At 75.4% G+C, this 12,281-nt stretch carries 16 protein-coding genes; 9 read left to right on the forward strand and 7 right to left on the reverse strand.

Translation table 11 applies throughout. From position 1 onward, the window contains the following. The first annotated feature begins 93 nt into the window (after positions 1–93). The 3 genes from mce (at position 94) to BLU42_RS07925 (ending at position 3,272) form a co-directional block, all read left to right on the forward strand. The gene (gene mce / locus BLU42_RS07915; RefSeq protein WP_197680665.1) at positions 94–567 is read left to right on the forward strand and encodes a methylmalonyl-CoA epimerase; all 474 of its coding nucleotides are present in this window, start codon (positions 94–96) and stop codon (positions 565–567) included. A gap of 27 nt (positions 568–594) precedes the next feature. Further along, positions 595–1,983, forward strand: a complete 1,389-nt coding sequence (locus BLU42_RS07920) for a DivIVA domain-containing protein (protein WP_091073981.1) — start codon at positions 595–597, stop codon at positions 1,981–1,983. A gap of 134 nt (positions 1,984–2,117) precedes the next feature. Then, positions 2,118–3,272, forward strand: coding sequence for a DivIVA domain-containing protein (locus BLU42_RS07925; protein WP_091073982.1), 1,155 nt, complete (start codon positions 2,118–2,120; stop codon positions 3,270–3,272). Between the two features lie 25 nt (positions 3,273–3,297). Here the strand turns inward: BLU42_RS07925 and nucS are convergent, their stop codons facing one another. Continuing rightward, a complete protein-coding gene (gene nucS / locus BLU42_RS07930; RefSeq protein WP_091073983.1) occupies positions 3,298–4,014 on the reverse strand; it encodes an endonuclease NucS in 717 nt (238 codons plus the stop codon). A gap of 39 nt (positions 4,015–4,053) precedes the next feature. Here nucS and BLU42_RS07935 point away from each other — a divergent pair, with 39 nt between their 5' ends. From BLU42_RS07935 to BLU42_RS07945, 3 genes are all read left to right on the forward strand, one after another. After that, a complete protein-coding gene (locus BLU42_RS07935; RefSeq protein WP_091073984.1) occupies positions 4,054–4,329 on the forward strand; it encodes a hypothetical protein in 276 nt (91 codons plus the stop codon). After that, entirely contained in the window at positions 4,326–5,144 is an 819-nt protein-coding gene (locus BLU42_RS07940) for an alpha/beta fold hydrolase (protein WP_091073985.1), read from the forward strand. Before BLU42_RS07935 ends, BLU42_RS07940 begins: the two co-directional genes overlap by 4 nt. A 79-nt stretch (positions 5,145–5,223) precedes the next feature. Beyond that, complete coding sequence (locus BLU42_RS07945; protein WP_091073986.1) at positions 5,224–5,448, forward strand: hypothetical protein; 225 nt, start codon at positions 5,224–5,226, stop codon at positions 5,446–5,448. Positions 5,449–5,469: 21 nt separating this feature from the next. On the opposite strand, the gene BLU42_RS21040 is transcribed toward BLU42_RS07945, so the two are convergent. Continuing rightward, complete coding sequence (locus tag BLU42_RS21040; RefSeq protein ID WP_197680666.1) at positions 5,470–6,198, reverse strand: peptidylprolyl isomerase; 729 nt, start codon at positions 6,196–6,198, stop codon at positions 5,470–5,472. A gap of 83 nt (positions 6,199–6,281) precedes the next feature. Between BLU42_RS21040 and BLU42_RS07955 the strand changes: the two genes are divergently transcribed. Continuing rightward, positions 6,282–6,893, forward strand: a complete 612-nt coding sequence (locus tag BLU42_RS07955) for a cob(I)yrinic acid a,c-diamide adenosyltransferase (RefSeq protein WP_091079790.1) — start codon at positions 6,282–6,284, stop codon at positions 6,891–6,893. Here BLU42_RS07955 and BLU42_RS07960 read toward each other — a convergent pair. Next, positions 6,890–7,498 (reverse strand): DUF2332 family protein, encoded by a 609-nt coding sequence (locus BLU42_RS07960; RefSeq protein ID WP_091079793.1) that lies wholly within the window; start codon positions 7,496–7,498, stop codon positions 6,890–6,892. The genes BLU42_RS07955 and BLU42_RS07960 overlap by 4 nt on opposite strands. Before the next feature lie 68 nt (positions 7,499–7,566). Here BLU42_RS07960 and BLU42_RS07965 point away from each other — a divergent pair, with 68 nt between their 5' ends. After that, positions 7,567–8,325, forward strand: a complete 759-nt coding sequence (locus BLU42_RS07965) for an MOSC domain-containing protein (protein WP_091073987.1) — start codon at positions 7,567–7,569, stop codon at positions 8,323–8,325. Here the strand turns inward: BLU42_RS07965 and BLU42_RS07970 are convergent. After that, positions 8,294–8,698, reverse strand: coding sequence for a hypothetical protein (locus BLU42_RS07970; RefSeq protein ID WP_091073988.1), 405 nt, complete (start codon positions 8,696–8,698; stop codon positions 8,294–8,296). The genes BLU42_RS07965 and BLU42_RS07970 overlap by 32 nt on opposite strands. 167 nt (positions 8,699–8,865) lie before the next feature. On the opposite strand from BLU42_RS07970, the gene BLU42_RS20840 reads away from it, so the two are divergent. Then, positions 8,866–10,557, forward strand: coding sequence for an SdrD B-like domain-containing protein (locus BLU42_RS20840; RefSeq protein ID WP_091073989.1), 1,692 nt, complete (start codon positions 8,866–8,868; stop codon positions 10,555–10,557). 38 nt (positions 10,558–10,595) lie between these two features. On the opposite strand, the gene BLU42_RS07980 is transcribed toward BLU42_RS20840, so the two are convergent. Genes BLU42_RS07980 through BLU42_RS07990 form a run of 3 tightly spaced genes read right to left on the reverse strand, consistent with a single transcriptional unit; the run spans position 10,596 to position 12,239 of the window. Continuing rightward, on the reverse strand, positions 10,596–10,991 hold the full coding sequence (locus tag BLU42_RS07980) for a hypothetical protein (protein WP_091073990.1): 396 nt from the start codon (positions 10,989–10,991) through the stop codon (positions 10,596–10,598). Further along, positions 10,984–11,604: a hypothetical protein gene (locus tag BLU42_RS07985; protein ID WP_091073991.1), complete on the reverse strand. Its 621-nt coding sequence runs from the start codon at positions 11,602–11,604 to the stop codon at positions 10,984–10,986. The genes BLU42_RS07980 and BLU42_RS07985 overlap by 8 nt, the downstream gene beginning before the upstream one ends. Beyond that, on the reverse strand, positions 11,595–12,239 hold the full coding sequence (locus BLU42_RS07990) for an RNA polymerase sigma factor (RefSeq protein WP_197680667.1): 645 nt from the start codon (positions 12,237–12,239) through the stop codon (positions 11,595–11,597). Before BLU42_RS07990 ends, BLU42_RS07985 begins: the two co-directional genes overlap by 10 nt. Positions 12,240–12,281: the final 42 nt, after the last annotated feature.

Here is a 12,281-nt window from a genome sequence, read left to right on the forward strand (position 1 = left end):
CACATCTCCCACCGCACTCGGAGGTCCTCTTCACGTCAAGCACTCGAACCGAGTGTCACCAACGTCCTGGCCCAGTACACCTAGGCTCCTGCCGTGGCCGACCACCTGCAGGGGCTCCCGGGGGTGACCGCCGTGGACCACGTCGGGATCGCGGTGCCCGACCTCGACGCGGCGATCGCCTTCCACACCGAGGTGCTCGGGCTCGTGTGCGTGCACCGCGAGGTCAACGCCGAGCAGGGCGTGGTCGAGGCGATGCTCGCCGCGCCGGGTGCCCCGGAGGGGGCGGCCCAGGTGCAGCTGCTGGCCCCGCTGGGCGCGACGTCGGCGATCGCGCGCTTCCTGGACCGCAGCGGCCCGGGGCTGCAGCAGCTCGCCTACCGCGTGGCCGACGTCGACCAGGCCTGCCGCGAGCTCCGCACCCGAGGCGTACGGCTGCTCTATGATCATCCGGCATCGGGGACTCGTGGCTCACGCATCAACTTCGTCCACCCGAAGGACGCCGGTGGCGTGCTGGTGGAGCTGGTCGAGGTCCGGCGACCGCCGGACGGGCCGCCCCCGGGGGGATGAGCCGCGGCTCAGGGGGAAGGACATCACATGGCCCGTTCGGACAACGTCGGACTCGGACTGTTCGAGGACACCGCCAGCGCGGCGGGCAACTTCCCGGGCGCGCTCCGCGGCTACGACCGCCAGGCCGTCGACGACTACGTGCGCACGCTGGAGGCCAGCGTCGTCCAGTCGCGCGCCCACGCCGCCGAGCTGGAGCGCCAGGTCACGGGCCTGCAGGACGACCTCTCGGAGAGCCGGCTGCGCGAGGTCGACCCCGACGACGTGGACTACGCGGGCCTGGGCGGTCGCGCGAACGAGATCCTCCGGCTCGCCCAGGAGCAGGCCAACGACCTGACCACGGCGGCCAACCTCGAGGGCGAGCGCATCCGCGAGGAGGCGCGCCGCGACGCCGCGCAGCTGCGCGACCAGGCCGAGCGCGACAGCAGCGAGCTGCGCACCGGCGGCATGACCGAGATCAGCGAGCTCCGCACGCGCCTGCAGGGCGAGGTCGCCGGGCAGGTCGCCCGCGCCCAGGCCGAGGCGGCCGCGCTGCTCGACGCGGCCCGCCGCGAGGGTGCGTCCCTGCGGCTGCAGGCCGAGCACGAGGCCGCCGCCCTGCGCGAGGGCGCCCGCCTGGAGACCGAGACGCTGCGCCGCGAGGTGGAGCACGAGGTGGCGCAGGCGCGGGCCGACGTCGCCCGCGAGCGCGAGGAGTCGCTGGCGCGGGCCCGCTCGGAGCACGACGAGCTGACCGTGCAGACCTCGGCGATGCTCGCCCAGGCCGCCGAGCACCACGCCCAGTCCACCGGACGCCTCGAGGAGGACGTCGCCGAGTCGGCGCGCATCCGGGCCGAGGCGGTGAGCGAGGCCGAGCAGGTGCGGGCCAACGCCATCGCCGAGGCGGAGAACCGGATCGCCACCGCCCGCAAGCAGGCCGCCGCGATCACCGCGCGCACGCAGCAGGAGTTCTCCTGGCGCAAGCAGCAGCTGCGGCGCGAGACCGAGCTGCTCCAGCAGCGCAAGTCGGCCGTGCTCAGCCAGCTGGCCAGCCTGTCCGAGCTCGCGCAGCAGACCGCGTCCTCCTTCCCCGACCTCGACGAGGACCGCGACGTCGCCGACGCCCGCGACGGCGGGGACACCGGCCGGGACGGTGCGGGCGACGACGCCCCGGACTCCCAGGACGTCGCGGAGGACGGCGAGGACCGCACCGTGCTCAAGGCCTACTCCTCCCCCAGCCTGCCGCCGGAGGAGCAGGAACCGGCCGAGGTCCGGCCCGACGAGCACACGGACGGGCCCGCCGACGCGAAGACCGGCCAGCAGGCGGGCGAGGACGAGGACGACGTCGTGCCGGACATCCCGGTCGACGGCGAGCCGACCCTGCTGGCGCCTCCCGGCTCGCAGCCGGCGACCCCCCGGACCCGCCGCACCCCGCGCTGACCCGCCTCCTCCTGACGGACCGCCGCGCGTCGGCGGTTCGCACCGGGGTGCGGTGCCCGTGAGCGGCTAGCCTGGCCCCTCGCCGTCGTACGGGTCCCCCGCCGTCAGGGGGCCGCGGCGCCCGAGGGGGCAGGATGAGCACGACCGACCACGCCGACTCCGAGCCGGGCACGAGCCGGTTCCCGACCGCGCGCAAGGGCTACGACCGCTACGCGGTGGAGCGCTTCGTGGCCGAGACGTCGGGCCAGCTCGCCGCCCTGCAGCGCGAGGTCGACAGCCTGGCCTCCCAGAACCGCTCGCTCACCGCCCAGCGGGCGATGACCCCGGACTTCTCCGCCCTCGGCGGGCGGGCCAAGGAGATCCTCCGGGTCGCCGAGGAGCAGGCGAAGGAGACCACGCAGCGCGCAGGCACGGCGGCCGACGACCTGGTCGACGGCGCGCAGCGCGACGCCGACCGGATGCGCGACGACACCGCGCGCGAGCTGGAGGAGCTGCGCCGCACGCGCCTCGCCGAGCTCGACGAGCTGCACCGCCGCGCCGAGGAGGACACCCGGACCGCGCTCGAGCGCGCGCAGGCGTCGGCCCAGCAGCTGCTCGCCGCCGCCCGTCTCGAGGCCGAGGCCGTCCGTGGCGAGGCGGACGCCCGGGCCCGCGACCTCGTGCAGAGCGCCGTGCTGCAGGCCGAGGAGACCCGGGCGGGGGCGGAGCGCGACGCCGCGGCCGTCGCCGCCGACGTGGCCGCCCACCGCGAGGCCACCTACGCCGAGCTCCGGCGCGCGCAGGACGAGGCGGCCGCGCAGGTCGAGGCGATGCTCGCCGACGCGACCCGCCAGCAGACCACCACGGCCGCGCACCTGACTGCCGAGACCGAGCAGGCGGTGGCGCTGCGGGCCGAGGCGATCGCCGACGCCGAGCAGGTCCGGGCCGCGGCCAGCGCCGACGCCCAGGCGATGATCGCCGCCGCCCAGCAGCAGGCCGCCACGATCGACGAGCGTGCCCGGCAGGAGTACACCTGGCGCCGCCGCCAGATGCGCCAGGAGCAGGCGCTGCTCGACCAGCGCCGCTCGGCGATCCTCGGCCAGCTCGCCTCGCTGAGCGCCCTCGCCGCCGAGACCGCGGGCAACCTGCCCGAGGTCCCCGAGATCCTGTTCAGCGAGTTCGAGAACGTGTCCTCCGGGCAGCCGGCCCAGCCCGCCGAGGGCCAGGACGAGCAGCAGGACGACCAGCAGGACGACCAGCAGGACGACGACGCGACGGCCGTGCGCTACCTCGACAGCCGCAGCGCCTGACGCTGCTGGTCCGACCGGCCCGGGCTCAGAACAGCCGCGAGCCCGGGTCGTCGAGGCCGCGCAGCACGTCGTAGTCGACGAGGACGCAGGTCAGCCCGCGGTCCTCGGCCAGCGTCCGCGCCTGGCGCGTGATGCTCTGCGCGGCGAAGATCCCGCGCACCGGGGCGAGCAGGGCGTCGCGGTTCAGCAGCTCGCGGTAGCGCGTGAGCTGCTCGACGCCGTCGATCTCGCCGCGCCGCTTGATCTCGACGATCACGTACGCGTCGTCCGCGTCGCGGCACAGCAGGTCGACCGGACCGACCGGGGTCGGGTGCTCGCGACGGACCAGCGTCAGCCCCGGCGCGATGCTGCCCGGGTGCTCCGCGAGCAGCGCCTGCAGGTGGGCCTCGACGCCGTCCTTGACCAGGCCCGGGTCGACCCCGAGGTCGTGGGAGGAGTCGCTGAACACCTCCCCGATCGAGATCTGCAGCGTGTCGCCGTCGCGACCCCGGACCTCCCAGACCGCCGTCAGGGGCTCGGCCACCGCGGCGGCGTCCGGCAGCGGCTCGGGGACCGGCGGGGCGGGGCGCTCGGTGAGCGTGCACGGCGGGCTCATCCAGTTGAGCGGCTTGTACGCGCGGTCGTCGGCGTGGATCGACACCGACCCGTCGGCCTTGACGAGGATGAGGCGGGTGGCCATCGGCAGGTGCGCGGTCAGCCGCCCCGCGTAGTCGACCTGGCACCGGGCGATCAGCAGACGCACCGCGCCACCCTAGTGGTGCGCGCCTGGAACACTGGTCGCGTGGCCCGCCGACCCAGCAAGCACCTGCGTGCCGCACGACCGCTCTCGGCCGGGCACGCGGCCTCGGAGACCAAGGCCGACGGCGCATGGGTGGTGCGCAGCGTGCCGGGCGCCCGGGCCACCAAGGAGTACCGCTGCCCCGGCTGCCAGCAGGTCGTCCTCCCCGGCACGCCGCACGTCGTGGCCTGGCCCGCGGAGGGCTCCTCCTGGGCGGTGACCAGCCCGCTGGAGGAGCGCCGGCACTGGCACACCGGCTGCTGGCAGCGGCGCCCGTGAGCCCGGTCCGGACGGCGCAGGACAGCGGCCTGGCGAGCACCACCTACGGCGAGACCGGTCCGCGGCTGGTGCTGCTGCACGGTCTCTTCGGCCAGGGCCGCAACTTCACCCAGGTCGCCAAGGCGCTCGCCGCCGACGCCCGTGTGACGCTGCTCGACCTACCCGACCACGGCCGCTCGCCGTGGTCGGACCGCTTCTCCTACCCCGCCGTCGCCGACCAGGTGGCCGACCACCTCGCCGCGCTGGCCCCCGGCGAGAGCTGGACGGTGGTCGGGCACTCCATGGGCGGCAAGGTCGCGATGCTCGTCGCCCTGCGCCACCCCGCGCTGGTCGAACGGCTCTGCGTGGTCGACATCGCCCCTCAGACGAGCGACGGGGTGAGCGGGTTCGGCACCTACGTCGAGGCCATGCGCGCCGTCGACCTCGCCACGCTCACCGACCGCGCGGGCGCCGAGGCCGTCGTCACCGAGCGCGTCCCGGACCGCGCGGTGCGCGGCTTCCTGCTGCAGAACCTGCGCCGCGAGGGCAGCGGCGAGGGCGCCCGGTGGCGCTGGCAGATGAACCTCGACCTGCTGGGCGACAGCCTCCCCGAGATCGCCGCGTGGCCGGACGGGCCGCTCGGGACGTACGAGGGCCCGGTGCTCTGGCTGGCGGGCGCGACCTCGCCCTACGTCCAGCCGTCCTCGGCGCCCGCGATGCGGGCCCTGTTCCCCCGCGTCCGGCTCGTCCGCGTCAAGGGCGCGGGCCACTGGGTGCACGCCGACCAGCCCGCGGTGTTCGTGTCCGCGCTGCGCCGGTTGATGGAGGCGGGGTGAAGCAACACCCACCGTCCGGGACGCAACTGATCGGCGCCGGCCGGTGGAAACCTGGTCACGACGAGCCGAGGAGGCCCGGGTGCACGACCTGATCGTCACGCTGCTGACGCTGGTGCCGCTGGACGCGACGCCGGGGGTCCAGGAGCCCGTCTCCCCGGCGGGGCGGGGCAACGGCTTCGCGGCCTCGATCCTCGGCGGCTTCTTCGGCCTCGGCCTGATCATCGTGGCCGCGGTCTTCGTCTCGCTGAAGCCCAAGCGGCACGACCCCCGCGACACCCCGCCGCCGCGGGAGCGCCCCCGCTGAGCCCCGCGCCCGGGACCGCGCTCAGGACTCCTTGGTGATGCTCTTGACCTCGGCCGGGCTGTTCGGCTTCCCGCCGCCGCTCGCGCCGGAGCTGCCGTCCTGGCCCTGCGAGGCGATGCCCGCGACGACCTCGCGCGACTTCTCGTCGAAGGAGCCGAAGACGGTGTAGCTGGGCGGCAGCGGCGAGGTGTCGTAGACCATGAAGAACTGCGAGCCGTTGGTGTTCGGCCCGGCGTTGGCCATCGCGAGCGTCCCGCGCCCGTACGTCTCGGTGCCGTCGACCTCGTCGGGGAACGAGTAGCCCGGTCCCCCGCTGCCGGTCCCGGTCGGGTCGCCGCACTGGAGGACGAAGATGCCCGAGTCGACCAGGCGGTGGCAGCGGGTGTCGTCGAAGTACTTCTGCGCCACCAGCGACTCGAAGGAGTGGACGGTGCAGGGCGCCTTGGCCCGGTCGAGCTTGAGCGTGACGTCGCCCTCGGTGAGGTGCATGACGTAGCTGACGGTGCCGCTGCTGGCGATGTCGGTGGTCGTGGGCGGCTGCACCGGGCGGGCGGCCTCACCGGTGACGGTGTACTCGCAGGCGCTGTCGGAGGGCCCGGACTGGTCCGGCTCGACCGAGGAGGCACCGGGGGTCGGGGCGGCCGAGGAGGCGCTCCCGGGGGCGGGCTCGGGGACCGTCCCGCAGGCCGGGAGGAGCAGCAGGGGCAGACCGAGGAGGGCGGGGGGCACGAGGGCGCGTCGGCTCAGCACCGGGCCAGGGTGCCACGCGGGGCTGTCCGTCCGGCGCCGACGAGCCGGGCGGCGGGTGCGGACGCCGTGCGTAGGGTGTGCTCGTGGTCGTGCTCTCGAAGATCTACACCAAGACCGGCGACAGCGGCCGGACCCGCCTCACCGACATGAGCGAGGTCAGCAAGAACGACCTCCGGGTCGAGGCCTACGGCGACGTCGACGAGGCGAACGCCGCGATCGGCGTGGCCACGGCGACCGGCGGGCTGCCCGACGAGGTAGCCGCCGTCCTCGCCACTGTGCAGAACGAGATGTTCGACGTCGGCGCCGACCTGTCCAACCCGCTGCGACCGCTCGCCCCCGGCGACCGCGAGCCCCTGCGCGTCACCGACGCCTACGTCGAGCGGCTCGAGACGTGGTGCGACCGCTTCGGCGACGAGCTGCCGCCGCTGCGCTCGTTCATCCTCCCCGGCGGCTCGCCGGCCGCCGCGCAGCTGCACGTGGCGCGCACCGTGACCCGGCGGGCCGAGCGCGCCGGCTGGGCCGCCGCGGCGGCGTACGGCACCGAGGCGACGAGCGAGGGCGACGGCGGCGTGAACCCGGCCGCCCTGCTCTACCTCAACCGGCTGTCCGACCTGCTATTCATCCTCATCCGCGTCGTCAACGGCCCCGAGGGCGACATCCTCTGGGTGCCCGGCGGCGACCGGGTCCACCACTAGGACCAGGAGAGCACGGCGCCGCGGGACCAGCAGCGGCCGAGGACTCGCGGCGGCCCCGCCGCGCCGACCAGGTGCAGGCCGACGAGGCTGTGCCCGGAGGCCGGCCGGTCCCCCAGCGTCGGCACCGCCGGCGCCACGCCGACGCCCTCCACCGATACCCAGGCCACCGGGCGTCCTCCCGCTGACTGCTCGAGAGCGGGCAGGAACGCCGGGCGCCGCTCCGGACGCAGCCGCGAGAGCGCCCAGGTCGTCAGGACGACGGCGAGGGCGTCGTCCGGCACCCTGACGAGGGCGGCAGCCAGGCCGGCGCCGAGGTCGCGCTCGACGGCCACGGCCTCCCGCGCGACGATCGCCGGGACGGGCGTCGCGGGCACACCCCGAGCGCCGACGACGCGGCTGCGCAGCCGTACGGACGCCCCGGCACGGCCCAGCGAGCCCTGGCCGGCGTAGGTCGTCAGCACGTCGTCGAGGTGCAGGTTCGCCTCGGTGCCGGGCCGTCCGCCGGTCACGTCGACCAGACCCACGCGACCCGCACCCGCCAGCCGGGCGGCCTCCGCCACGGCCGGCTGGAGCACCGCGCAGACCTGGCCGGCGGGCGTCGTCACCGCCACGTCCCCGTTCCCACCCCGGTCCACCCCTCCTGCTCGCCGGCCCCGCTGGCATCCTGGCCCGCATGACGCGGGTCGGGACGGTCCAGGCGCTCTACCGCTACCCGGTGAAGTCGACCGCCGGGCAGGTGCTGGAGCTGGCCGAGGTGGACGTCCGCGGGCTGGTCCTCGACCGTACGTGGGCCGTGCGCACCGACGACGGCGAGCTCGGCAGCGGCAAGACCTCGCACCGCTTCCGCAAGCTCGACGGGCTGCTGCGCTGGCGCTCGGGGGTCTCGCGGGCCCCAGGTTCGGCCTCCGGCGAGCCGGGCGACGTCTGGCTTGAGGACCCCGACGGCCGCCGCTGGGGCGCGGGCGACCCGGGCGCGGACGAGGCGCTCAGCGCGGCGTTCAGGCGCTCGCTGCGGCTGCTCGGCGGGTCGAGGACCACCTACCACGACGACTCCGGGGTCCACCTCGTCACGACCTCGTCGCTGCGCCGGGCCGGCGCCCTGGCGGGGGGCGTGCTCGACGCGCGCCGGCTGCGGCCCAACCTCGTGCTCGCGACCGAGGGCGAGGGGTTCGTCGAGGACGGCTGGGAGGGCTCCGAGCTCGCGGTGGGACCGGAGGTGGTCCTGCGCCTCGGCGAGCCGATGCCGCGCTGCGTCATGGTCGACCAGGCGCACGCCGACGTCGACGCGGGCCCTCGGGTGCTGAGGACGCTGGGTCGGGAGCACGCCACGCTCCTCGGGCTCAAGGCCGAGGTCGTGCGCGGCGGCACGCTCCGGGTGGGCGACGAGGCCCGGCTGCGGGTCAGCCGCGCAGCCGGGCCACCAGCCCCGTGACCCACGGGACGAAGGCGCGGCCCTGCTGCAGCGCCGCGTCCGCCGCGACGAGCAGCGGGTAGAGCGAGACCACCAGGGTCACCAGCACGGCCACGACGGCGAGGGCCCAGGCCACCGGGGTGCTCCAGGTCCGGAACAGGCCCACGCCGAGGGCCAGGACGACGAGCAGGCCCAGCACGCCGACCAGGATGATCCGCCCGACCGGGACGTCGAGCGCGCCGGCCGACGCGGCGTCGGCGGAGCCGATGGTGCCCAGCACCGGGGCCAGCACCGCGCCGAGCACGAGCAGCACGCCGAGCACGGCGACGACCAGCGCGGCGCGGACGCCGGTGGGACGGGCGGAGCCTCGGGTCGAGGAGAAGCGAGCGGGCACGGCGACCTCCTGGGGGCGACGGGTACGAGCTGTCACCGGTCAGGACGCCACGAGCGCCCGGACCATCACGCCGTCGCACCACGACGGGCCGCGGAACCGCTACGGTTCGCTCGACCTCCGGGGGAGTCGTGGCCCCTGGCTGCCCCCGAACCGCCAGGAGCCCGCCCGTGCCCGCGCGTCCCCGCTCGTCCCTCGCCCTCGTCCGCCCCGTCGCGGCCCTCGTCACGGCGCTGCTCGTCGGCGGGGTCGCCCTCACCGCGCCGGCCGCGGCCGACGAGACCGCGGGCCCGGCGCTGACGCTCTCCGTGACCGCCGACGGCCTCGCCGCCGGGGGCTCCGCCGACGAGCCCGCCGTGCTCGGCACGAGCCCCGCCTCCGCCGCCCTCTCGGTGGTCGTCACCAACACCGGCACCGAGGCCGTCTCCGGTCTCGACGTCTCGACGACCGTGGTGAGGAACGGGTCGGTCGGCGAGCCGGTCTGCGACCAGGACCGGTCGGCCGTGGTCGAGCCCGGCGCCGTCGTCCGGTGCGCCGTGACGGTCTCGGGGGTCGTCGCCGGCCGCCTCCACGAGGACATCAGCACCGCGACGGCCCGGACGGTCCCGGGTGACGCCGAGGTCTCCGCGGTGACCCCCTTCTACGCGACGTCGGTCGACGGCTCGGTCACCGTCGGCGACCGCGTCTGGCTCGACTCCGACGGCGACGGGCGCCAGGACGACGGCGAGCCGGGCCTGGCCGGGGTCCGGCTCACGGTGACCGGCCCGGACGGGCTCGCGGTGCCCGTCGTCGACGCCCTCGGTCAGGTCCGGGGGCCGCAGACGACCGCACCGGACGGCACATACGCCTTCACCGGGCTGGCACCGCTGCCCGACGGCGGCCGCTACACCGTCGCCGTCGACCCCACGTCCACGACGCTGGACGGCCTGGTGCCGACCCTCAGCGGCGTCGGCGACCCGTCGTCGGACTCCTCGACCGGCTCCGCCACGTCGTCCGCGCTGGAACCTGGCGCGCAGGACCTCAGCCTGGACTTCGGCTTCGTCCCCTCCCCCGTGACGCCCCCGCCGCCCGCCATGGCCACCGTGGCCCTCACCGTCGACGCGTCGCCGGAACCGGCCGTCGTCGGCACGACGATCACCGTCAAGGGCACGGTCCGGCGCGCCGGGAAGGCGTTCGCGGCCACGACGGTCCCTGAGCACGCCGACGACGGCTCCGCGTCGTGGACGAAGGTCGCGACCGTGAGGAGCAGCACCAAGGGCACGCTGTCGGCCACGACCAAGGCGGTCCGGACAGGTAGCTACCGCCTCCGGTACGCCGGGGACCCGACGACCGAGGCGGGCGTCTCCCCCGCCGACCACGTCGAGGTGCGACTCGCGGTCGTCCGCCTGACCATCAGCGCGCCGTCGTCGGTGACGAAGGGCAGGGCGGTCAAGGTCACCGGCAGCATCAAGCGCGAGGGGAAGGGCTACAAGGCGGGGACGACCCTCGAGTTCCGCGGCTCCGGCGACGACGGCTGGCGCCGGGTCAAGGCCGTGAGGAGCAGCAGCAAGGGCGCGCTCTCGGTCTCGGTCACCCCGAGCGGGTCGGGCGACTACCGCTACCGGTACGCCGGCAGCACCACCACGGGCGCCGCGACCTCCGGCGCCGACCACGTGGTCGTCAAGCCGAAGCCCCCGGCCAAGCCGAAGCCGAAGACGTACAAGAACTGCACGGCCCTGACCAAGGTCTACCCGCACGGCGTCGGCCGGTCGGGGGCCAAGGACAAGGGCGGCGACGTCACCGACTTCGTCCGCGACACCAAGACCTACGACCTCAACAAGAAGAGCGACCGCGACAAGGACGGCATCGCCTGCGAGCGGTGACCTACGGGCCCGGCGGTCGTCTCGCCGGGCCGCGGGCCTCAGGCCCCGACGTCGACCGCGAGCACGCTGATCTCGACCGTGCCGGGCACGAAGCCGTGCCGGGTCACGAGGTCGACGAGCTGGGCGTGCAGCTCGATGAGCGAGGCCCGGGCCTGGTGGGTGTTGCGCGTCGCGACGTTGACGTCGAGGTCGACGACGCGGCCGTGGACCGACAGGGCGACACCGTCGAGACCCGTGCGCCGACCACGCCCGAGGGCGCCGAGCAGCGTCGGTTCGAGCCGCAGGATCCCGGGGTGCGCGAGGACCAGACGACCGACGTGCTCGTGCAGCGCGTCGACCGGGTCCCCGACCGCGCCGACCACGGCCGGGGCGCTCGCGCCACGACCGGCCGCGCCCTCGGCCCGGAGGGGCAGGGGCTCGGAGACCTCAGACACCGTGCACGTCCTCGACGACGATGTCCACACCGATCACGTTCATGCCGACCTCTCGCTCGACCACGGCGACCACCGCCCGCCGCACCTCTTCGGACAACAAGGGTATGGACACGCCCGGGCCGATGCTGATCCGCAGCGAGACCCGGACGTCGGACGGCACCCGGGCCGCCTCGGTGGAGATGTCGGTCGAGGTGCCCGGGTCGGGCGCGGGCTCCTCGACGACCTCGACGCTGCAGCGGCGCACCTGGAGGCCGCCGAGCGCGTCCCCGGTGCGGCGGACGACGGCGGCCACGGCCTGCTCGCTCACCGTGAGGTCGGCGGTCACCTCGCCGGCGACCGGCTTGCTCAGCGGGAGCCGGCGGCTGCGCCGCGCCTCCGACCGGGCCACCTCGAGGATCCGGTCGACCACCAGCGGCCCCGGCTGGAGCTCGGGGTCGACGTCGTCGGCCGCACGCAGGTCGGCGGTGGCCCGTTCCAGCTCCTGGAGGCTGGCGCGGGCAGGCCCGCAGAAGGGGCACTCCTGCTCGTGAGCGGTCGGCGGCCGGTCGACGTTGGCCCAGACATCGTCGATGTCGCGACCGCACCCGAGCTGCGTCGAGCTGCTCACCGCCATGCGCTCATTCCTTTCGTGAGGTTCTGACGTGCCCGGGCCAGCCGCCCCCGGACCGTCGACACGGGCAGGTTCATCGCGAAGGCGATCTCGGGGTACGTGAGGTCGTGCAGCTCCCGCAGTACCCAGCAGGCCCGTTGCTCGTCAGGCAGGCGACGTAAGAATGTATCGAGCCCGCGCAGCTGCGCGTTGTACTGCGCCAGCGACGCCGGGTCGGCCGAGGCGTCGACCGGCAGGTCGGCCTCGAGCTCGTCGGACTCCGTCGCGTCGGTCGCCCGCCGGGTCCGCGTCCGCAGCACGCTCAAGCAGCGCCGGGTGGCGAGCTGGTAGACCCAGCGGTGGAAGGCCTGCACGTCGGTGAGGCTCGGCAGCTTGCGCCACACCAGCACGAGGCAGTCCTGCACCACGTCCTCGGCCTCGCCGCGGTCGCCGAGCATCCGGTAGGCCAGCCGGAAGACCGGGGCCTGGTAGCGCCGGACGATCAGCTCGAAGGCCTCGAGGTCGCCGTCCTGGGCCCGCCCGACCACGGTGGCCTCGGCGAGGCCTCCGGGGAACGGGGCCGACCCGGACGGTCCCTCGTAGCCGCCGCCGGCGCTCACCGTCGTGCCGCGCTCGGTGCCCGCGTCATCCGCCTGCACGTCGTGCTGCGGGTGAGGCTCTGCGCGGGGGGTCGCCCGAGC

Source organism: Microlunatus sagamiharensis (genome assembly GCF_900105785.1).
GTDB classification, from domain to species: Bacteria; Actinomycetota; Actinomycetes; order Propionibacteriales; family Propionibacteriaceae; genus Microlunatus; species Microlunatus sagamiharensis.